This window comes from Pseudomonas lalkuanensis (assembly GCF_008807375.1).
GTDB lineage: Bacteria > Pseudomonadota > Gammaproteobacteria > Pseudomonadales > Pseudomonadaceae > Metapseudomonas > Metapseudomonas lalkuanensis.
Window position 1 is genome coordinate 3,714,354 of sequence record NZ_CP043311.1, and the last position, 20,114, is coordinate 3,734,467.

The window sequence follows — 20,114 nt, forward strand, 5'->3', positions numbered from 1 at the left end:
AGTGCAGGAGTAATCCGGACCACCGGAAAGCGGCACCACAATCTGACAATGGATGACTAGGGTTCCGGCTCGCGCAGCGAGTGACTGGTCCGAGAGTCATCGACCTCCAGCGAGGTTACACGGCGGGACAAAAGCCCGGGAGACGAGAGCGCCACAGTGCCGCCCGACTCCTGCCGCCCGACAACCGACCTGGAGATTGTCCATGCGCAAGCCCCTTCTGACCGCCCTGCTCGCCGCCGGCCTCGCCACTTTCAGCCTCGGCGCCAGCGCCGCCGCGAAGCACAGCTTCAACCTCTGCTGGACCATCTATGCCGGCTGGATGCCTTGGGAATACGCGGCCAGCCACGGCATCGTGGACAAGTGGGCGAAGAAGTACGGCATCGAGATCAAGGTCACCCAGCTCAACGACTACATCGAGTCGATCAACCAGTACACCGCAGGCCAGTTCGACGGCTGCACCATGACCAACATGGACGCCCTGACCATCCCCGCAGCCGGCGGCGTGGACTCCACCGCGCTGATCGTCAGCGACTTCTCCAACGGCAACGACGGCATCGTCCTCAAGGGCGAAGGCAAATCCCTGGCCGACCTCAAGGGCATGAACGTCAACCTGGTGGAACTCTCGGTCTCCCACTACCTGCTCGCCCGCGCGCTGGAAAACGCCCGCCTGACCGAGAAGGACGTGACCACGGTGAACACCTCCGACGCCGACATCGCCGCCGCCTTCAACACCGACGACGTGCAGGCGGTGACCACCTGGAACCCGATGCTCTCCGAAGCCCGCGCCAAGCCGGGCACCACCGAGGTGTTCAACTCCAGCCAGATCCCCGGCGAGATCATGGACATGATGGTGGTCAACAGCGCAGTCCTTAAAGACAACCCGGCACTGGGCAAAGCCCTGACCGGCGCCTGGTTCGAAACCGTCGCGCTGATGCAGGGCGACAGCGCCGAGACCCGCGCCGCGCTGGAACACATGGCCAAGGCCTCGGGCACCGATCTGGCCGGCTACCAGAGCCAGCTCGCCACCACCAAGCTGTTCGCCACGCCGAAGGAGGCCCTGGCCTTCGCCACCAGCCCGAAGCTGCCGGCGACCATGGACAAGGTCGCGGCCTTTTCCTTTGCCCACGGCTTGCTGGGTGAAGGTGCCAAGAGCGCCGAAGCCGTCGGCATGAGTTTCGCGGGCGGCCTCTCCACCGGGGATGCACAGAACCTGAAGCTGCGTTTCGACCCCACCTACGTGCAGATGGCGGCAGAAGGGAAGCTCTGACCTATGCACCGTTTCCCCTCGTAGGGCGAAAACCGCTGGCGGTTATCCGCCGTCCCGACGCCTCGGCGGATAACGCGCTCCGCGTTATCCGCCCTACGAACCGACTGGTACGAAGCATGCGCCTGATCAACCGAACCCCCGACCGCAGTGGCCGCCTGTTCCTGGTGCTGCTGCCCTTCGCCCTGCTGCTGCTCGCCTATTTCACCGGCTCGGCATCGCGGCTTGCGGAGAACCCCAACGACAAGCTGTTGCCCAGCGCCGCGCAGATGGCCGACGCGGTGAACCGCCTGGCCTTCAGCGAAGACAAGCGCACCGGCGAAGTGCTGTTCTGGCAGGACACCGGCGCCAGCCTGCAGCGCCTGGGCGTGGGCCTCTCCATCGCCGCCCTGCTCGGCCTGGTACTGGGCATTGCCGCCGGCAGCGTGCCGCTGTTCGGCGCGCCCCTGTCACCGCTGCTCACGGTGCTGTCGATGATCCCGCCGCTGGCGATCCTGCCGGTGCTGTTCATCGTCTTCGGCCTGGGCGAGTTGTCCAAGGTGGTGCTGATCGTCATCGGCGTCGCACCCTGCATCGCCCGCGACATCGAACAGCGCGCGCGGGAGATCCCCCGCGAACTGCTGATCAAGGCGCAGACCCTGGGCGCCAGCACCTGGACGCTGATCCTGCGCGTGGTGCTGCCGCAACTGATGCCGCGCCTGCTCATCTCCCTGCGCCTGATGCTCGGCTCGGCCTGGCTGTTCCTCATCGCCGCCGAAGCCATCGCCTCCACTGACGGCCTGGGCTACCGCATCTTCCTCGTGCGCCGCTACCTGGCCATGGACGTGATCCTGCCCTACGTCGTGTGGATCACTGCCCTGGCCTGGCTGATGGACTGGGCGCTGCGCGAGCTCACCCGCCGCGCCTTCCCCTGGTACGAAGGAGGCAAGGCATGAGCGAAAAACAGACAGGCAGCTCAGCCAGCGTTGCGAGTGCTGCCGCTTCTTTCATCAGTGTGAAGAACGTCTGGCAGGAGTACGCCGGCAACGTGGTGCTCGAACGCCTCAACCTGGAAGTGCAGGAAGGCGAGTTCTGCACCCTGGTCGGCGCCTCCGGCTGCGGCAAGTCCACCTTCCTGCGCCTGCTGCTCGGCCAGGAGCGCCCCAGCCGCGGCGAACTGCTGCTCAAGGGCCAGCCGTTGCCGGGCGAACCCGACCCGAGCCGTGGAGTGGTGTTCCAGCGCTACTCGGTGTTCCCGCACCTTTCCGTGCAGGACAACGTCGCCCTCGGCCTGGAGCTGCCGCGCTCGCCGCTGCTCGGCCGGCTGTTCGGCGGCGCCAGGCGCGAGGCCCGCGAACAGGCCGCCGCCCTGCTCGAGCGCGTCGGCCTTGGCCATGCGCTGAAGCAGTACCCTAGCGCCCTCTCTGGCGGCATGCAGCAACGCCTGGCCATCGCCCAAGCGCTGGTCATGAAGCCGCGCGTGCTGCTGCTCGACGAACCCTTCGGCGCGCTCGACCCAGGCATCCGCAAGGACATGCACGCCTTGCTGCTGGAGCTCTGGCAGGAAACCCGGCTCACCGTGTTCATGGTCACTCACGACCTGGCCGAAGGCTTCAACCTGGGCACCCGCCTGCTGGTCTTCGACAAGGTCCGCCACGACCCGCAGGCGCCCACCGCCTACGGCGCCCGCATCACCTATGACATCCCGCTCAACGCCGACCGCAAGGCTGCCCGCGCCGCCCTGCCCGAACCGCTCGCCGCGCGCCTGGAAACGGCCGCGCCGCTGATCACGCCGGCCTACTGAGGAGCCCGATATGAACGAACTACGCACCACCCTCTATGAAACAATCGTGCCCGGCGGCGGCCACACTTCCTTCGTGCTCAAGCGTGGCCAGTTGCTGCGCCTGACCGACCTGGAAGGCGGCGGCAACGCCAGCGTGCTGCTATTCAACGCCGCCGAGAAAAGCGAGCGGCTGAACCTGCCCGACAGCCTCAAGTGCCAGCACACCGTCAAGCTCACCGCCGGCCACTGCCTGTACTCGGACATGGGACGCGTGCTCGCCGCCATCACCGCCGACAGCTGCGGTTGGCACGACAGCCTTGGCGGCGTGCTGAACGCCGCCGAAGTGCAGGAGAAGTACGGCCAGGGCCGCTACCAGGAGCTGCGCAACGGCTTCTTCCGCAACGGCGCGGACAACCTGCTGGTGGAAATGGGCAAATGGGACATGCGTCTGCAGGACCTGTTGATGTGCCTGAACCTGTTCAGTCGCGTGGATGTCGACGCCGACGGCTGCTTCCGCTTCGCGACGGGCAACTCCAGAGCTGGCGACTACGTCGAGCTCTACGCGCCGATGGACACCCTCGTGGTGCTCACCGCCCTGCAACACCCCATGGATCCGAACCCGCAATACGCGCCCAAACCCATCGGCCTGACCTGGCAGCAGGTCGCGTCCGACGGCATCAGCGTGCTCTGCCGCACCTCGCGCCCGGAGAACGGCCGCGGTTTCCACAACACCGAACGCCTGTTCATCTGAGGAGCGCGGACATGCCCATCGTCCCCAGCGACAAACACCCCGAAGCCTGCATCTCGCGCACCCTGATACCCGCCGGCGAGCCCAGCCTCACCGAACTGAAAGCCGGACAGACCCTGCGCATCCTCGACCTGGAAGGCAACCAGGCGGTGGACACCCTGTTCTTCAGCGCCGCCAACCCGCGCGAGCGCTACGACGTGCAGCGCACCCTGCGCAAACAGGGTCAGGTCTATCTCAGCGCCGGCAGCGTGCTCTGGTCCAACCTCGGCAACCCGATGCTGAGCATCGTCGCCGACACCTGTGGCCGCCACGACACCCTGGGCGGTGCCTGCGCCCAGGAAAGCAATACCGTGCGCTATGCCCTGGACAAGCGCTACATGCACAGCTGCCGCGACAACTTCCTGCGCGCCAGCCTGCACGACGGACGCCTCTCCAAGGCCGACATCGGCCACAACATCAACTTCTTCATGAACGTGCCGGTCACCGCCGAAGGCGGCCTGACCTTCGAGGACGGCATTTCCGGCGCAGGCAAGTACGTCGAACTGCTCGCGCACATGGACGTCATCGTCCTGATCTCCAACTGCCCGCAGCTCAACAACCCCTGCAATGGCTGGAACCCGACGCCGGCGGAGTTGCTGGTATGGAACTGACCGTGCGCCTGCGCCGCTGGCTGTGGCTGCTTTGCCGGAGCCGCAGCGCCCAGTGCAGCCCCACGCTTCGCCAGCCCTCGAACCAGGACGAATCCGCCCTGTAGAACCGTTTCGGCGCCGCGGACGACCCTGGCGCACACCGAATGACGGCGGGACGACCCGCCACTCCATGGGGACTTCCTCATGTTCGACAAACTCCTGATCGCCAACCGCGGCGCCATCGCCTGCCGCATCCTGCGCACCCTCCACGCACTCGACGTGAAAGGCGTGGCTGTCTACTCCGAGGCCGACGCCGCCAGCCTGCACCTCCAGCAGGCCGACCAGGCCATCAGCCTCGGCGAAGGCCCGGCGTCCAGCACCTACCTGGTGGTCGAGAAAATCCTCGCGGCCGCCCGCGCCAGCGGCGCCCAGGCCGTCCACCCCGGCTACGGCTTCCTCTCGGAAAACGCCGCCTTCGCCGAAGCCTGCGAAGCCGCCGGCATCGCCTTCGTCGGCCCGACGCCGGAGCAACTGCGCCTGTTCGGCCTCAAACACACCGCCCGTGCCCTGGCCCGCGAACAGGGCGTGCCGATGCTCGAAGGCACCGACCTGCTGCCCGACCTCGAAGCCGCCCTGCTCGCCGGTGAACAGGTCGGCTACCCGGTGATGCTCAAAAGCACCGCCGGCGGTGGCGGCATCGGCATGCGCGTGTGCCGCTCGGCGGACGAGCTGCGCGACGCCTTCGACGCAGTGAAGCGCCTGGGGCAGAACAACTTCAGCGACTCTGGCGTATTCATCGAGAAGTACATCCAGCGCGCCCGCCACCTGGAAGTGCAGGTGTTCGGCGACGGTCAGGGGGAAGTGATCGCTCTCGGCGTGCGCGATTGCTCGGTGCAGCGGCGCAACCAGAAGGTGCTGGAAGAAACCCCGGCGCCCAACCTGCCCGCCGGCATGGCGGAGCAGCTCTGCGCAGCGGCGATCCAACTGACGAAAGCCGTCAGCTACCGCAGCGCCGGCACCGTGGAATTCGTCTACGACAGCGAGGCGCAGCGCTTCTACTTCCTCGAAGTGAACACCCGCCTGCAGGTGGAGCACGGCGTCACCGAGCAGGTCTGGAGCGTCGACCTGGTGCGCTGGATGATCGAGCTGGCCGCCGGCGACCTGCCGCCGCTGGCCGAACTGGCCGCTACGCTGCAACCCACCGGTCACGCCATCCAGGCACGGCTGTACGCGGAAGACCCGGGCCGCGACTTCCAGCCCTGCCCCGGCCTGCTCACCGCCGTGCAGTTCCCGCCGGCAGATGGCAAGGCGCTACGCATCGATACCTGGGTCGAGGCCGGCTGCGAGATTCCGCCCTGGTTCGACCCGATGATCGCCAAGCTCATCGCCTGGGCACCGACCCGCGAGCAAGCCAGCGCCGGTCTCGACCGCGCGCTGGCCGACAGCCTGCTCTACGGCGTGGAATGCAACCGCGACTACCTGCGGCAGATCCTCGCAGACGCGCCGTTCGCCAGCGGCTCACCCTGGACGCGCTGCCTGGAAGGCCTGCGCTACCGCGCCCACACCTTCGAAGTACTCAGCGCCGGCACCCAGACCAGCGTGCAGGACTACCCCGGCCGCCTCGGCTACTGGGCCGTGGGTGTGCCGCCATCCGGGCCGATGGACGACCGCGCGCTGCGCCTGGGCAACGTCCTGCTGGGTAACCCCGAAGGCGCCGCCGCGCTGGAAATCACCATGAGCGGTCCGAGCCTGCGCTTCAACACCGACGCGGTGGTCGCGATCACCGGCGCGGCTTTGCCGGTCCTGCTCGATGGCATCGAACAGCCAATGAATACCGCGCTATTCATCGCCGCCGGCTCGACGCTGAGCTTGGGCACCGTCGGCGGCGCCGGCGCACGCAGCTACCTGTGCCTGCGCGGCGGCCTGCAAGTGCCGGACTATCTGGGCAGCAAGAGCACCTTCACCCTCGGTCAATTCGGCGGCCACGGCGGCCGCGCCCTGCGCGCGGGCGACGTGCTGCACCTCGCCGCACTGGAAGACACCAGCCACGGCGCCAGCCTGCCGCCGCCGCTACGCACCGAGCTGCCAGACATGCGGCAGATCCGCGTGATCTACGGCCCCCACGGCGCGCCGGAATACTTCACCCCGGCCTACATCGAGACCTTCTTCGCCACCGACTGGGAAGTGCACTTCAACTCCAGCCGCACCGGCGTGCGCCTGATCGGCCCGAAGCCGGAATGGGTGCGCGAGAGCGGCGGCGAGGCCGGCCTGCACCCCTCGAACATCCACGACAACCCCTACGCCATCGGCGCGGTGGACTTCACCGGCGACATGCCGGTCATCCTCGGCCCGGATGGCCCGAGCCTGGGCGGCTTCGTCTGCCCGGTGACGGTGATCGAGGCCGACCTCTGGCAGCTCGGCCAGCTCAAGGCCGGGGACAAGGTGCGCTTCGTGCCGGTGGATATCGCCACTGCCCGCAAGTTGGCAGCCTTTCGCAGGAGCGGGCTTGCTCCTGCACAAGCAGCGGCGAACATCAGCGCCGCCGGTTTCCCCTCATCCCGACCCGCTCCCGCAGGGAGCGGGGGAGAGGGCGGCCCTCGCGCACAATTCACCTCCCCCATCGTCCTCGACCTCGGCCAGGACGACACACGCCTGGTCGCGCGCCTCTCCGGTGACACCCACCTGCTGCTGGAAATCGGCCAACCCGAGCTCGACCTCGTGCTGCGCTTCCGCGCCCACGCCCTGATGCAGGCGCTGGAGACGATGCACCTCGCCGGCGTGATCGACCTCACCCCCGGCATCCGCTCGCTGCAGGTGCACTACCAGCCGGAAACCCTGCCGCTGGAGAACCTGCTGGAAATCGTCTCCGGCCTGTGGGATGCCGTGTGCGCCGCGCAAGACCTCAAGGTACCGTCGCGCATCGTCCACCTGCCGCTGTCCTGGGACGACCCCGCCTGCCAGTTGGCCATCGAGAAATACATGACCACCGTGCGCAAGGAAGCGCCCTGGTGCCCGAGCAACCTGGAGTTCATCCGCCGCATCAACGAACTGCCGGACCTGGAAGCGGTGTACCGCACCGTGTTCGAGGCCAGCTACCTGGTGATGGGCCTGGGCGACGTCTACCTCGGCGCGCCGGTGGCCACGCCGCTGGACCCACGCCACCGCCTGGTGACCACCAAGTACAACCCCGCGCGCACCTGGACAGCGGAGAACTCCGTGGGCATCGGCGGCGCGTACCTGTGCGTCTACGGCATGGAAGGTCCCGGCGGCTACCAGTTCGTCGGCCGTACCCTGCAGATGTGGAACCGCTACCGCGAGGTCGCCGCATTCGACGGCAAGCCGTGGCTGCTGCGCTTTTTCGACCAGATCCGCTTCTACCCGGTGTCGGCGGACGAACTGCTGCACATCCGCCGCGACTTCCCGCTGGGCCGCTACCCGCTGCGCATCGAGGAAAGCGAGTTGCGCCTGGGGGACTACCAGGCCTTCCTCGCCGAGGAAGCCGACAGCATCGCCGCCTTCCGCCGCCACCAGCGCACCGCCTTCGATGCCGAGCGCGAGCGCTGGATCGCCTCCGGCCAGGCGCATTTCGAGAGCGAGGAAGCCGCTGTCGACAACAGCGAGGACGCCCCGCTCGGCGCCGGCCAGCACGCCATCGAAAGCCATATCGCCGGCAATCTCTGGCAGGTGCAGGTGGAGGCCGGCGCCAGTGTGAAGGCCGGCGACATCCTGGTGATCCTCGAATCCATGAAGATGGAAATCCCCCTCACCGCCCCGCGCGACGGCGTGGTGCGCGAAGTGCGCGTGCAGCCCGGCTCGCCGGTGCGTGCCGGGCAGCGGGTGGTGGTGATGGAGGAGGCTTGAGCCCTGGAAAACCCCTCTCCCTAACCCTCTCCCTGAAAGGAAGAAGGGACTGTTCGGAGCGGGGTTGAAGCGTTGATTCATCCTGCAACCACGGCCTGTCCGTGGTTTGAAACCGACACCGCACCGGACCGTTCTTCCCCCTCTCCCTTCAGGGAGAGGGCCGGGGAGAGGGTATCCGCCCAGCACAGGAATACCGACCATGCCCCACACCTTCGACCTGCGCCTCGCCACTCTGCGCACTGCGTACCGCGAAGGCCGCACCACGCCGCGCCAGCTGATCGCCGAGCTGCGCGCCAAGGCCGCCGCGCTGAACCCGGACTACCACCTGTTCATCCACCTGCTGACGCTGGACGAGCTGGAACCCTACCTCGCCGCGCTGGACGACAAGTCCCCGGATAGCCTGCCACTCTTCGGCATCCCCTTCGCCATCAAGGACAACATCGACCTTGCCGGCATCCCCACCACCGCCGCCTGCCCGGCGTTCGCCTACGCGCCGGAGAATTCCGCGACGCTGGTGCAGCAACTGGTCGACCTGGGCGCCATCCCACTGGGCAAGACCAACCTCGACCAGTTCGCCACCGGCCTCAACGGCACCCGTTCGCCCTACGGCGAATGCCGGAACAGTGTGCTGCCGGACTATCCGTCGGGCGGCTCGAGCGCCGGTTCCTCGCTGGCCGTGGCGCTGGGCGTGGCGAGCTTCGCCCTGGGCACCGACACCGCCGGCTCCGGCCGTGTGCCGGCGGCGCTCAACGGTTTGCTGGGGCTCAAGCCGAGCAAGGGACTGCTGTCCAACCACGGCTTGCTGCCGGCCTGCCGCACGCTGGACTGCATCACCTACTTCACGGCCAGCGCCGCCGAGGCCAGCGAACTGTTCGCCCTCACTGCTCGGCTCGATCCGCAGGATGGCTATAGCCGCGCCAACCCGGCCTGGAATGACGCCAGCGCCTTCGGTGCACCCGGGCCGTTCCGCTTCGGCGTGCCGCGCGCCGATCAGCTGGAATTCTTCGGCTGCCACGAAGGCCCGGAGCTGTTCGGCAAGGCCCTGGAGCAACTCAAGGCGCTGGGCGGCGAGGCGCGGGAAATCGACTTCGCGCCCTTCCTCGAAGCTGCGCGCCTGCTCTACGAAGGTCCGTGGGTCGCCGAGCGCTACAGCGTGGCCGGCGACCTGATCGAGCGTGACCCGCAGGCGGTGCTGCCAGTGATCCGCGACGTGCTGGCGAATGCACCCGGTGCATCCGCCGTGCAGGCGTTCCGCGCGCAATACCGGTTGCAGGAGCTCAAGGCGCAGTGCGACGCGATCCTCGCCGATCTGGACTGCGTGCTGACGCCCACCATCGGCCGTCCGGTGACGCTGGACGAACTGCACGCCGAACCGGTGAAGCGCAATGCCGAGCTGGGCTACTACACCAACTTCATGAACCTGCTGGACTACGCCGCCGTCGCCGTGCCCAGCGCCCTCATGGACAACGGACTGCCCTGGGGCGTGACGCTGTTCGGCCGCACCTTCACCGACCAGTACCTGCTCAGCGTGGCCGACGCCCTGCAGCGCCAGCACGACCTTCCGCTGGCCGGCGGCAATCCGGTCTGGCCGGCCACTTCCGCCAACGCCGCGCGCAACGACCGCGCGCGCCTGGTCGTCTGCGGCGCGCACCTGGACGGCCTGGCGCTGAATTGGCAACTGCGCCAGCGCGGGGCCCGCCTGCTGCGCGCCACCCGCAGCGCACCGAGCTACAAACTCTACGCCCTGGCCGGCGGGCCGCCGCTTCGCCCCGGCATGCTGCGCGTGGCCGAAGGCGGCGTGGCCATCGAGGTGGAAGTCTGGGAACTGCCCAGCGCCGAACTGGGTTCCTTCCTCACCGGCATCCCGGCGCCGCTGGGGCTGGGCAAGGTCCAGCTGGAGGACGGCAGTTGGGAGACCGGCTTCATCTGCGATGCATGGGGACTGGATGGTGCCGAGGACATCAGCCACTTCGGTGGCTGGCGGGCGTGGTTAACAAGCCGCGGGTAACTCCACGACCGCTCTCGATGTGTCGAAGTCGTCGCCCACGAGTCATTGCCGGGACTGGTTGCTCGCTCGAATGTCGCGCCGTCACTGGCTAAACCGGGGCCAACTGACAGCGCATCAGCTGGCATGCAACAGAAGTGATGCCCCTCGGCAAGGCTGCCCAGATCGTTGCCAGCGAAGCCTGGGCGCTCGATCCGGGTGGACTTGCCGGGGGACGCCTTGCGCCGTTCCCCGGTGGGCCGCTGCCCGCTCTCAACCCGGCGAGGTGTCGATTTCCTGCCCTTCGAGCGGGGTGTATACGCGCCTGACTCACCAATCAGGTGGAGGCTGTTTTCCGGGGCGGAGATTTCCGTGACGCCCTGCGATGGGTACAGCGGGCCATCAACGTTGAAGTCCCGCCACCACGATGACGCACCGGGCCAAGCGTGCCCTAGTGGGTAGTGCGCAAGCTGCTGCCAGCACATGCGCCCTCTCTCATCAACACGCTTGTTGAGAGAAATTGGCAACACAAAACTTCTACAAGCCCCGTTGACTTGTACAAATTTCGCGTTAGGCTCCTGAAAAAGTTGTACAAGAATTCACTTTGTACAAGTATTCGGGGCGCCAAGAATGCCTGACTTCTTGCAATGCTTCGCGCAATCGTTCTCCACGTTGGATGCTAGCAGCCTGGGCGCTCTCGACGAGTTGTACGCTCCGGATGTGCAGTTCCGTGATCCGCTGCACAGCCTGAATGGTCTTCCCGCGCTGCGACGCTACTTCGGGCAGATGTACGCCAGCGTCGAGGACCTGCATTACGAATTCCACGGATTCGACGAAGTCGGCCCCGGTCGAGGCTACCTTCGCTGGACCCTGCGCTTTCGTCACCCACGCTTGGGCGGAGGTGAAGTCATCCGGCTGGAAGGCTGCAGCTACCTGCTATGGCAGGAGCGGGTTTACCTGCACCAGGACTACTTCGACGCCGGGGCACTGCTCTATGAACATTTGCCATTGCTGGGGCGGCTGATTGCCTGGCTCAAGCGGAGGCTCGCATGAGTCGCGTCTGGCTGACGGGCGGCAGCAGCGGCATCGGCGCGGCCCTGGCGGAAATCCTGCTGGAAGAAGGCCACCGACTGGCCTTGAGTGCCCGCCAGATCATGCCCCTGCAGGCGCTGGCGACGCGCTTTCCCAACCAGGTCCTGCTCGTCACTGGCGATATCAACGAGCGGCAGCAGGTGATGGAGATAGGCCGGCGCATCAAGGACTCCTGGGGCGGCCTCGACATGGTGATCCTCAATGCCGGCACCTGCGAGTATCTGGAGCCTGGGCACTTCGACGCTGAACAGGTGGAGCGCGTGGTTCGCACCAACCTGTTCGGCACCAGCCACTGCGTGCAGGAGGCGTTGCCTCTGCTTCGTTGCGGCGAGCGCCCGCACCTCGTAGTCGTTTGCAGCGCGGTAACCTGGTTGGCGCTACCGCGCGCCGGTGCCTATGGCGCATCCAAGGCGGCGCTGCGCTACCTGGTCGAGTCCCTGCGCATCGACCTTGCCGCAGAAGGTATCGACGTGACCCTGGTCAGCCCCGGCTTCGTCGACACCCCGCTCACCCGACGCAACGACTTTCCCATGCCCATGTGCTGGTCAGCGCAGCGTGCAGCCAGACGCATCGCCGATCGCCTGCGCAAACGGCCCCTCGAGATCACCTTTCCCCTCCCCTTCATTCTTGCCATCCGGCTGCTCGGTGGCCTTCCGGCGCGCTGGCGCCTGGCCCTGGGGCGACGTCTGGCACGACCACCACGAATGGACTGAAACGTGCGCATCGCAATCATCGGCAGCGGTATATCTGGACTTACCTGTGCGCACTTGCTGGCGCGCCGCAATCACGTGACGGTGTTCGAGGCCAGCGACTGGATCGGCGGCCACACCCACACGGTCGATGTCCAATGCCAGGGCCGCAGCTACGCGGTGGACACCGGATTCATCGTGTTCAACGACTGGACATACCCGAACTTCATTCGTCTGTTGGAGCAGCTGGGGGTGGCCTCTCGGCCTACCGAGATGAGTTTTTCGGTGCATGACCCTGCCGGTGGCATCGAGTACAACGGACGCGATCTGTCCAGCCTCTTCGTGCAACGCCGCAATCTGATTTCACCGGGTTTCTGGGGGATGCTGTACGACATCCTGCGCTTCAACCACCAGGCTCCTGGCTGTTTCCACGAAAGGCGCATCGCCCCAGAGACCCCGCTTGGCGAGTACCTGCGCATGCGTGGCTACGGGCGGCGTTTCATCGAGCACTACATCATTCCGATGGGCTCGGCCATCTGGTCGATGTCACGGACGCAGATGCTGGATTTCCCGCTGCAGTTCTTTGTGCGCTTCTTCCATAACCACGGTTTGCTTTCCATTGGCGACCGCCCGCAATGGAGGGTGATCGAAGGCGGATCACGCAGCTATATCGAGCCGCTGTGTGCCGGTTTTCGCGCGGGCCTGCGAGTGGGTTGTCCGGTGCAGCGAGTCTGCCGGGACGCCGACGGTGTGCGGGTGCTCAGTGCCACGGGATGGGAGCGCTTCGACAAGGTGGTGTTCGCCTGCCACAGCGATCAGACCCTGTCGCTACTGGAGACCCCGAGCCAGCCTGAGCGCAAGGTACTTGGTGCCCTGACGTACGCCAGCAACGAGGTGCTCCTGCACACCGACGAGCGTCTGCTGCCTCGGCGGCGCAAAGCCTGGGCCAGCTGGAACTATCGACTTGGTGGCCCACCTGACTCGCCGGCGACGCTGACCTACAACATGAATATCCTGCAAGGCCTGGACGCTCCGGTGACCTACTGTGTGAGCCTCAACCAGGGCGCTGCGGTCGACCCGTCACGGGTGCTGGCTCGTTTCGAGTATGCGCACCCCCAGTACACCCAGGCCGCGATCGCCGCTCAAGCCTGCCAGCAAAGCCTGCAAGGTCACCAGCACAGCTATTTCTGCGGCGCTTACTGGGGCAATGGCTTCCACGAGGATGGCGTGGTCAGCGCGCTGAAGGTCGCCGCTCATTTCGGTGAAAAGCTGTGAACAGCGGCCTCTACCGTGGTTGGATCAGCCATCGGCGCTTTGCGCCCTTCCCGCACAGTTTCCGATACCCCATTGGCATGCTTTACCTGGACCTTGCGGAGCAAGAGCGGGTATTGAGCATATCTCGCCTTCTGCGCCCGCAGCGCCTGGCGCCGCTATGCTGGCGCGAGCGCGACTACCTGCCGGCCTGGACTCGCACTGGCGTTCCCCTGTCCGAGGCCGTGCGGGCATTGCTGCGCGACGCCCTGGGCGATGCTCCCCGGGGCCCCATCCATTTACTGACGCAGCCACGTAACTGGGGCCTGTCGTTCAATCCGGTGAGTTTCTACTTCTGCCACGACGATATCGGCCGCCTGGCGGCGATCGTCTGCGAGGTAAGCAATACGCCCTGGCGCGAACGCCACCATTACGTGCTGCCCGTTCACCCCGGAGAGCCTCAGGCGCTCGGGGTGGCGAAGGCCTTCCACGTCTCGCCCTTCCTGCCGCGAGACATGGATTACCGCATGCGTTTCCGGGTCACGGGGCCGGACCTTCGCGTGCACATGGAGAACTGGCGCGATGGCGAAAAACTGTTCGAGGCCTGCCTCAGCTTGCAGCGCCAGGCACTCGACGCCGCAGGTCTGCGCCGCTACGTGCTGGCGTTCCCGTGGATGTCGCTGCGTACCCTGACCGCCATCTACTGGCAGGCCCTGCTGCTGCTGCTCAAAGGCACTCCCTTGCACGCTCATCAGTCCAGCGAGCGCCACCTGAGCGTCGGCCAACCCGCTACCGAGGATTCAACGCATGTCCGATCCGACTCTGAGCGCTAGCAAAGCCGGCAACCTGGTCCCGTTCGCAGGCGGCCTTTTCAGGCAGGTCGTGCTCGCCCAGTTGCGTCGTCTGTGCCATGGTCACCTGCGGATACAGCTTCGCGGTGAACAACTGGGCTTCGGCGATCCAGCCAGCTCGCTGCAAGCCCAGGTCGAGATCCTGGATGAGGCGGCCTGGGGCCTGGTTGCCAGCAATGGCTCGATCGGCGCCGGCGAGGCTTACATCCTGGGTTACTGGCGCAGCCCCGACCTGGCAGCAGTAACCCGCCTGTTCGTCGCCAACCTTGCGGTGCTGGACGCCATGGAAGGCGGCCTGGTGCGACTGGGGCGTCCGATGCTGCGCCTGATGCACTGGCTCAATCGCAACAGCCGAAGAGGTGCACGCCGCAACATCATGGCGCACTACGATCTGGGCAACTCCCTGTTCGAACGCTTGCTCGATCCCACCATGATGTACTCCGCGGCCATGTTCGAAAGCCATGAGCAGAGCCTGGAAGAGGCTCAGTTGAACAAGCTCGCACGCATCTGCCGCAAGCTCGACCTGCGCCCGGGCGACCACTTGCTGGAGATCGGGACCGGCTGGGGCAGCCTGGCACTTTATGCGGCCAGCCATCATGGTTGCCAGGTGACCACCACCACCCTGTCGCAAGAGCAGTACGAGCACACCGTTCGGCGTGTCGAAGCTCAGGGCATGCAGCAGCGCATACGTGTGTTGCGCAAGGACTACCGGGATCTCGAAGGGCGCTATGACAAGCTGGTGTCCATCGAGATGATCGAAGCGGTCGGCCATCGCTACCTCCCAGAGTATTTCCGTCGTTGTGCCGGGCTGCTCAAGGAAGACGGGCTGATGCTGCTGCAAGCCATCACCATCCGTGACCAGCGCTACGAGCTGGCCCGCCGTTCGGTCGACTTCATCCAGCGCTACATCTTCCCTGGCGGCGCCCTGCCCTCGCTGACCAGTCTGCTGCAGACGGCCAGCGCCGAGACACAGCTCAACCTGTTGCACATGGAAGACTTCGGCGCGCACTACGCACGTACCCTGAGACTCTGGCATGACAACCTGCGGCAATCGCGCCAGGCACTGCTGGAGCTCGGCTACGACGAGGCCTTCCAGCGCCTCTGGGAGTTCTACCTCTGCTACTGCGAAGGCGGCTTCGAAGAGCGCGCCATTGGCGTTGCCCAATTGCTCTGGGCTGGCCCGGCCTATCGAGGCGTCCCCCTGGCGGAGCGGCTGTAGGCCAGGCCATGGGGCGGGCCTGGCTGCTAGGCAACGCGCTGTGGCTGCAACTGGGCTGGTGGGGTTGCGTGCTCGGCTCCCAGTCAACCTGGTTGCTGCTCGCGGTCGCCACCGGGCTGATCGCGCATCTGGCCCTCTGCCCCCTCCCCCGGGCGGAGACCGGTGCATTGTGGCGGGTGGCGGTGGTTGGCTGTGCCATGGACAGCGCGCTTGGCGCGTCCGGTGTATTCGACTTCGGCCAGGCCCCCCTCCCGATCTGGCTTGTACTGCTCTGGCTGGTATTTGCCTGCGGCCTGCGCCACAGCCTCGCCTGGGCGGCGCGGCCAGCCTGGCGGGCCATGCTGCTCGGGGGGATCGGCGGTCCACTGGCCTACTGCGCAGGCGCGCCATTGGCCGAGGTGTCGCTGCCGATGGGCGTCGCTGGCACGGCCCTGGTGCTGGCACCGCTATGGGCGCTCTGGATGCCCCTGGCCTTTCGCCTGGCGGGTACGCGCTGAACGACGGCAGCGCTCCGAGCAGTAGCGAACGTCACCCCAGCAGCGCTTCCAGCGTCGCCGCCAGAGGAATGGCCGCCCGCAGACCGGACACAGTTTGCTCGGCAGCTCAGTTCTCCTCACAGGGCGTCTCCCGCATCCAGCCGCGCCAACAGCTCCTCTCCGCGCAACCAGAGAGCCTGGCGGTGCGCCTCATCCATGTTCCGCAGGTTGCGGTAGACCAGGGCCATACGCGGGTTCTCCCCCAAGCGTTCGCAGTGGCGCATGAGGAAGTGCCAGTACAGCGCATTGAACGGGCAGGCCAGCGGCCCCGTGGCCTCCCCTACCCGGTAGCGGCATTGCGCGCAGTAGTTGGACATGCGCTGGATGTAGCGACCGCTGGCGCAATAGGGTTTGGAGCCCAGGTAGCCTCCATCGGCATGCATGACCATGCCCAGGGTGTTCGGCAGCTCTACCCAGTCGAAGGCATCCAGGTAGACCGCCAGGTACCACTCGCAGATGGCCTTGGGGGCGATGCCGGCGAGCAGCGCGAAGTTGCCGGTCACCATGAGCCGCTGTATGTGATGGGCGTAACCCAGCTCGAGGGTCTGGCCGATCGCCTGGGCCATGCAGCGCATATCCGTGGCGCCCGTCCAGTAGAACTCCGGCAATCGGCGTTGATTGCCGAATGCGTTGAGTTCGGCATATTCCGGCATTCGCAGCCAGTAGATGCCACGCACGTACTCGCGCCAGCCGATCAGTTGGCGGATGAACCCCTCCGCGGCATTCAGCGGCACCTGCTTTCGGCGATAGGCTGCCTCCACATCCGCACACAGTTGGCGCACATCGAGCAAGCCGATGTTCAGCGCAGCGCTGATCCTCGCATGGAAAAGAAAAGGCTCTCCACTGGCCATGGCGTCCTGGTAATCGCCAAAGGCAGCCAGGGAGAAGTCGAGGAAGTGTTGCCACAGGAGCTGCGCATCAGCATGGGTCACCGGGTAGTCGAAGGTTTCCAGGCGACCATAGTGGTCGCTGAATCTGCTCCGCACCAGCGCCAGCACCTCCCGGGTAATGGCATCGGATTCGAAACGCGGCGGGAATGGGCCACGCAGGCCACGCGGCAGCGTCTTGCGATTGTCCGCATCAAGATTCCAGGTCCCTCCCAGCGGGCTGCCGTCCGCTTCCAGCAGGAGTCCGGTACGCTTGCGCATCCCGCGGTAGAAGTGCTCCATCCGCAAATGTTCACGGTCCCCCGCCCAGCGCGCGAACGCCTCCCGTGAGCACAGGAAGCGGCGGTCGGGGTGCCAGGTCAGCGACACGCCGCAATCCTTGAGCGCCTGTTCCAGGCGCCACTCACCGCATTCGGTGATGTGCGCCTCCCTGGCCTCCAGAATCGCCATCCAGCGATGCAGTTCGCCGGGCAGGCTGCCGCTATTGCCGGCGTCGTCCAGGCGTACGTAGATCACCCGCCAGCCACGCTGGCGCAGCGCGTCGGCGAAGTGCCGCATGGCGCTGAAGATCAACGCGATCTTCTGCGGATGGTGAGAAACATAACGCGCCTCGGCTTCTACCTCGGCCATCAGCACTGCGTCCTGCCGAGGATCCAGGGTGTCGAACAGGCTCAGGTCGAATGACAGCTGGTCACCCAGCACGAGGCCGATCCGGCGAGCAGGCCGGGCCCCGCCTCCTGCTGCGGGGTCAGGCTGCAACCGGTGGCCGGCGGCACCCTCCAGCGCTTTCAGATTCATGCGTGCTCCACCGTTACCAGGGCAGACGCTCGCCGTCGTAGGCATAGAATCCGCCGCTCTCGGCGGGCCCAAGGCGGTCGACAAGGCTCAGCAGATCCACTGCCGCCTGATGCGCAGGGCGCGCCAGCGCCGCGCCTCGAAACGGCTCGGACAGCCGGGAAACAACCGTCCCCGGATGCAGGCTGAACAGACATGCCTGGGGCCGGCTGCGGCCCAACTCGATGGCGGCGGTCTTCACCAGCATGTTCAATGCTGCCTTTGACGCACGGTAGGCGTACCAGCCACCCAGGCGGTTGTCGCCGATGCTCCCCACCTTCGCAGAAAGCATGGCCATCTTTCCCCGGGCGTGCAGCAATGGCAGGAAATGCCGCAGTACCAGCGCAGGCCCGAGCGCATTGACCTGGAACACGGCCTGCAAGGTCTGCGCCTCAAGGGCGGCCAGGGACTTTTCCGGCTGCACGCCCGAACGATGCAGCAGGCCGGCTGAGTGAAGGATCAACTGATAGGGCCCTTCCGCTGTAAGCGCGGCGGCAGCCAGGGCGATACTCGAGGGGTCTTCCAGATCAAGCGCGGGCGAACTTCCACGCCCCAGCTCCCGCACGGCGGCGCAGCGCGGGTCCTCGCGCAGCAGCTCGCAGAAGGCGCTACCCAATGCCCCACTCGCTCCGATCACCAGGGAGCGGTATCCGTGATCCATCGAATGAAGGCTCAGCGTTTCTCTCATCCGCCCGGCCCTCCTGCCGGTTGACAGACGAACAAGGTCACGCGGCCCGGTTCCATGCTCAGTCGGTAGTGCCTTCGCCATGCATCGGGCAAGCGACTCATTCGGCTGCGACCTCAAGACCCAGCAGCTGGCGTCGCAGTTCGGGATTGCGCGTGCGCGGGTCTAGCCAGATTGCAAAAAAGGCCCGGGCGAAGTCCGGATCTGCCACCTCCCGGCTCAATCGCCCATTCACATAGAAGCGACACCCCTGGCCCGGCATGTACAGCCCCGTGATGCTCTGGCCGGGGACCACATCGACAAAGGCTTCGTGCATTTCGTGGGCCCAACGCGCCAAGCGATCCCGGGGGAGCCCTTCACCACCTAACCTGCGCATTTCCTCCAGGCTGACCTCCACCAGATCGCCACGCTTGATCTCACGCCGGTAGGTCAGTTCCAGGGCGAAGGGGTTGTCCAGCGTTGGCCTGGCGTTTGGGCTCCAGAGTCTCGCTTCGTAGATTGAAAAGCCGAACCATTTGAACTGGCCAGTGCCGACAGCACGTGCACCGGGCAGATCTTCGCGCCAGTCCGCCAGCGCCGCTGCCGTGCTCAGCGAGAGCACCAAGGACAGGGAACTGACCTTGCGCGCCCCGCGCTTGAGCAACCAGCCAAGTGCCACCATGCGACTCCCCTGCTTGAAATGGCGACATGCCGAAATAGTTGTACAAAAACACTATATGTACAACTTATTTCGCTATTCAGCGCGGCAGGAGACGGAGCGTTTGCGGGCGCCAGGTGAGGTCGCCAGACAGGTCATCCGGCGCGGTGATCAATAGATCGATTGACGAACTCGACGACATGGCTTGGCGGGTGAATGCCGACCAGCCCATGTACATCAGTCACGATTGCGGTATTCGATCGGCCCCCGCTCGTACCCGCCGGCATTACCACGAATGTGACCGATACCGGGAAATGGCAGGAGGGCGACGCCCGACAGACGTCTCTCAACCACTGCCGATTCGAACTGCCGTTCGCCTCGCCGACACGCGCCATTACCCTGTCTATGCCTGGTCTGCGCCGTTGCCTGCAAGGCCGCGAACCTGACCGAGGTCCAAGACCATTACGCAGGCCAAGGCGCGTTGCTCACGCGCCTCAGCATGGCCATGGCTTGCTCATGGCGGCTCTCACGCCTGGTACTTGCACGCAAGGTTCGCCTCCACCTGTTTCATGCCTCATCCACATGATCGATGGTGCCCAGGATCTGCTCGGGTGAGCCCAGCGCCGGGGCCATGGTCCAGCGCTCAACACGGTCATTGCCGATTCGCAGCATGCCGGAGTGCGAATTCTTGTCCCGATCCACTTCAGGCTCAGGATCGTAAAAGCCAAGACTGACTCGCACCTGTTCAATGTCCGCGGGTGCCCCCGTCAGGAACCACCAGCCGGGCCCCACGCCGTGCCGCTTGGCATACTCCCTGAGGGTGTGCGGGGTGTCCAGTTCGGGCGCCAAGGTGATGGAGTACAGGTGAACCTGTCGCCCCAGCCGAGCCCCCAGGAGCCGCTGCACCTGTAGCAGGTTGGCGGTAGCGGTTGGGCAGATGCCGGCGCAGGAGGTGTACATCATGTTGATCGCCACGACCTTTCCACGAATCAGGTCATCGTAGAAGCGCACCGACCTGCCGTACTGGTTGGTGAGCAGCACGTTGGGCAGTCGGCTGGCGGTAAGATTGGGGCGATCCGTCCGCCCGCCACCGGAAGCACCCAGCCCGAGCGCAATCCCTACTCCAGCCACACCCAGCAGGCCGGCTCCTACCAGCAGATTTCTTCTCGTGTTCATCAGCAGGCA

The 20,114-nt window shown here is 66.0% G+C and carries 18 protein-coding genes and 1 riboswitch; of the genes, 13 read left to right on the top strand and 5 right to left on the bottom strand.

The annotated features are described in order from the left end of the window. Positions 1 to 45: 45 nt before the first annotated feature. Positions 46 to 144: riboswitch (guanidine-I (ykkC/yxkD leader) on the top strand. 58 nt (positions 145 to 202) lie between these two features. The 13 genes from FXN65_RS17365 to FXN65_RS17425 all read left to right on the top strand — a co-directional run bounded on the left by FXN65_RS17365 (position 203) and on the right by FXN65_RS17425 (position 15,847). Further along, on the top strand, positions 203 to 1,267 hold the full coding sequence (locus FXN65_RS17365) for a putative urea ABC transporter substrate-binding protein (protein ID WP_151134707.1): 1,065 nt from the start codon (positions 203 to 205) through the stop codon (positions 1,265 to 1,267). Between the two features lie 116 nt (positions 1,268 to 1,383). After that, complete coding sequence (locus tag FXN65_RS17370) at positions 1,384 to 2,199, top strand: ABC transporter permease (protein ID WP_151134709.1); 816 nt, start codon at positions 1,384 to 1,386, stop codon at positions 2,197 to 2,199. Then, complete coding sequence (locus FXN65_RS17375; protein WP_151134711.1) at positions 2,196 to 3,047, top strand: ABC transporter ATP-binding protein; 852 nt, start codon at positions 2,196 to 2,198, stop codon at positions 3,045 to 3,047. Before FXN65_RS17370 ends, FXN65_RS17375 begins: the two co-directional genes overlap by 4 nt. A 10-nt stretch (positions 3,048 to 3,057) precedes the next feature. Beyond that, positions 3,058 to 3,777, top strand: a complete 720-nt coding sequence (locus FXN65_RS17380; protein WP_151134713.1) for an urea amidolyase associated protein UAAP1 — start codon at positions 3,058 to 3,060, stop codon at positions 3,775 to 3,777. Positions 3,778 to 3,788: 11 nt separating this feature from the next. Beyond that, the gene (locus FXN65_RS17385) at positions 3,789 to 4,424 is read left to right on the top strand and encodes an urea amidolyase associated protein UAAP2 (protein ID WP_151134715.1); all 636 of its coding nucleotides are present in this window, start codon (positions 3,789 to 3,791) and stop codon (positions 4,422 to 4,424) included. 183 nt (positions 4,425 to 4,607) lie between these two features. After that, on the top strand, positions 4,608 to 8,264 hold the full coding sequence (uca, locus tag FXN65_RS17390) for an urea carboxylase (protein ID WP_151134717.1): 3,657 nt from the start codon (positions 4,608 to 4,610) through the stop codon (positions 8,262 to 8,264). A 199-nt stretch (positions 8,265 to 8,463) separates the two neighbouring features. Beyond that, complete coding sequence (gene atzF / locus FXN65_RS17395) at positions 8,464 to 10,272, top strand: allophanate hydrolase (RefSeq protein WP_151134719.1); 1,809 nt, start codon at positions 8,464 to 8,466, stop codon at positions 10,270 to 10,272. Between the two features lie 606 nt (positions 10,273 to 10,878). Then, positions 10,879 to 11,301, top strand: a complete 423-nt coding sequence (locus FXN65_RS17400) for a nuclear transport factor 2 family protein (RefSeq protein ID WP_151134721.1) — start codon at positions 10,879 to 10,881, stop codon at positions 11,299 to 11,301. Then, positions 11,298 to 12,053 (top strand): SDR family NAD(P)-dependent oxidoreductase, encoded by a 756-nt coding sequence (locus FXN65_RS17405; RefSeq protein ID WP_151134723.1) that lies wholly within the window; start codon positions 11,298 to 11,300, stop codon positions 12,051 to 12,053. The genes FXN65_RS17400 and FXN65_RS17405 overlap by 4 nt, the downstream gene beginning before the upstream one ends. A gap of 3 nt (positions 12,054 to 12,056) precedes the next feature. Continuing rightward, positions 12,057 to 13,304 carry an NAD(P)/FAD-dependent oxidoreductase gene (locus tag FXN65_RS17410; RefSeq protein ID WP_151134725.1) on the top strand — a complete coding sequence of 416 codons (1,248 nt, stop codon included), beginning with the start codon at positions 12,057 to 12,059 and terminating at the stop codon, positions 13,302 to 13,304. Continuing rightward, positions 13,301 to 14,113, top strand: coding sequence for a DUF1365 domain-containing protein (locus FXN65_RS17415; RefSeq protein WP_151134727.1), 813 nt, complete (start codon positions 13,301 to 13,303; stop codon positions 14,111 to 14,113). Before FXN65_RS17410 ends, FXN65_RS17415 begins: the two co-directional genes overlap by 4 nt. Then, the gene (locus FXN65_RS17420; protein ID WP_151134729.1) at positions 14,088 to 15,350 is read left to right on the top strand and encodes an SAM-dependent methyltransferase; all 1,263 of its coding nucleotides are present in this window, start codon (positions 14,088 to 14,090) and stop codon (positions 15,348 to 15,350) included. The genes FXN65_RS17415 and FXN65_RS17420 overlap by 26 nt, the downstream gene beginning before the upstream one ends. An 8-nt stretch (positions 15,351 to 15,358) precedes the next feature. After that, positions 15,359 to 15,847: a DUF2878 domain-containing protein gene (locus FXN65_RS17425; RefSeq protein ID WP_151134731.1), complete on the top strand. Its 489-nt coding sequence runs from the start codon at positions 15,359 to 15,361 to the stop codon at positions 15,845 to 15,847. Here the strand turns inward: FXN65_RS17425 and FXN65_RS17430 are convergent. From FXN65_RS17430 to FXN65_RS17450, 5 genes are all read right to left on the bottom strand, one after another. Beyond that, a complete protein-coding gene (locus FXN65_RS17430) occupies positions 15,797 to 15,967 on the bottom strand; it encodes a DUF2256 domain-containing protein (protein ID WP_151134733.1) in 171 nt (56 codons plus the stop codon). The two genes, FXN65_RS17425 and FXN65_RS17430, sit on opposite strands and share 51 nt — an antisense overlap. Further along, positions 15,964 to 17,571, bottom strand: a complete 1,608-nt coding sequence (locus tag FXN65_RS17435) for a cryptochrome/photolyase family protein (RefSeq protein WP_244620681.1) — start codon at positions 17,569 to 17,571, stop codon at positions 15,964 to 15,966. Before FXN65_RS17435 ends, FXN65_RS17430 begins: the two co-directional genes overlap by 4 nt. A gap of 13 nt (positions 17,572 to 17,584) precedes the next feature. Continuing rightward, positions 17,585 to 18,295: an SDR family oxidoreductase gene (locus tag FXN65_RS17440; RefSeq protein ID WP_151134735.1), complete on the bottom strand. Its 711-nt coding sequence runs from the start codon at positions 18,293 to 18,295 to the stop codon at positions 17,585 to 17,587. A gap of 97 nt (positions 18,296 to 18,392) precedes the next feature. Beyond that, positions 18,393 to 18,953: a chalcone isomerase family protein gene (locus tag FXN65_RS17445; RefSeq protein ID WP_151134737.1), complete on the bottom strand. Its 561-nt coding sequence runs from the start codon at positions 18,951 to 18,953 to the stop codon at positions 18,393 to 18,395. Positions 18,954 to 19,496: 543 nt separating this feature from the next. Continuing rightward, the gene (locus FXN65_RS17450; RefSeq protein WP_151134739.1) at positions 19,497 to 20,105 is read right to left on the bottom strand and encodes an SCO family protein; all 609 of its coding nucleotides are present in this window, start codon (positions 20,103 to 20,105) and stop codon (positions 19,497 to 19,499) included. Positions 20,106 to 20,114: the final 9 nt, after the last annotated feature.

What these genes read in the sequence shown, in the direction of transcription:
- FXN65_RS17385 (WP_151134715.1), top strand. Translation starts at nt 3,789, where the DNA reads ATGCCCATCGTCCCCAGCGACAAACACCCCGAAGCCTGCATCTCGCGC.
- FXN65_RS17380 (WP_151134713.1), top strand. Translation starts at nt 3,058, where the DNA reads ATGAACGAACTACGCACCACCCTCTATGAAACAATCGTGCCCGGCGGC.
- FXN65_RS17405 (WP_151134723.1), top strand. Translation starts at nt 11,298, where the DNA reads ATGAGTCGCGTCTGGCTGACGGGCGGCAGCAGCGGCATCGGCGCGGCC.
- FXN65_RS17435 (WP_244620681.1), bottom strand. Translation starts at nt 17,571, where the DNA reads ATGAATCTGAAAGCGCTGGAGGGTGCCGCCGGCCACCGGTTGCAGCCT.
- FXN65_RS17425 (WP_151134731.1), top strand. Translation starts at nt 15,359, where the DNA reads ATGGGGCGGGCCTGGCTGCTAGGCAACGCGCTGTGGCTGCAACTGGGC.
- atzF (WP_151134719.1), top strand. Translation starts at nt 8,464, where the DNA reads ATGCCCCACACCTTCGACCTGCGCCTCGCCACTCTGCGCACTGCGTAC.
- FXN65_RS17445 (WP_151134737.1), bottom strand. Translation starts at nt 18,953, where the DNA reads ATGGTGGCACTTGGCTGGTTGCTCAAGCGCGGGGCGCGCAAGGTCAGT.
- FXN65_RS17450 (WP_151134739.1), bottom strand. Translation starts at nt 20,105, where the DNA reads ATGAACACGAGAAGAAATCTGCTGGTAGGAGCCGGCCTGCTGGGTGTG.
- FXN65_RS17365 (WP_151134707.1), top strand. Translation starts at nt 203, where the DNA reads ATGCGCAAGCCCCTTCTGACCGCCCTGCTCGCCGCCGGCCTCGCCACT.
- FXN65_RS17440 (WP_151134735.1), bottom strand. Translation starts at nt 18,295, where the DNA reads ATGAGAGAAACGCTGAGCCTTCATTCGATGGATCACGGATACCGCTCC.
- FXN65_RS17420 (WP_151134729.1), top strand. Translation starts at nt 14,088, where the DNA reads ATGTCCGATCCGACTCTGAGCGCTAGCAAAGCCGGCAACCTGGTCCCG.
- FXN65_RS17400 (WP_151134721.1), top strand. Translation starts at nt 10,879, where the DNA reads ATGCCTGACTTCTTGCAATGCTTCGCGCAATCGTTCTCCACGTTGGAT.
- FXN65_RS17375 (WP_151134711.1), top strand. Translation starts at nt 2,196, where the DNA reads ATGAGCGAAAAACAGACAGGCAGCTCAGCCAGCGTTGCGAGTGCTGCC.
- FXN65_RS17370 (WP_151134709.1), top strand. Translation starts at nt 1,384, where the DNA reads ATGCGCCTGATCAACCGAACCCCCGACCGCAGTGGCCGCCTGTTCCTG.
- uca (WP_151134717.1), top strand. Translation starts at nt 4,608, where the DNA reads ATGTTCGACAAACTCCTGATCGCCAACCGCGGCGCCATCGCCTGCCGC.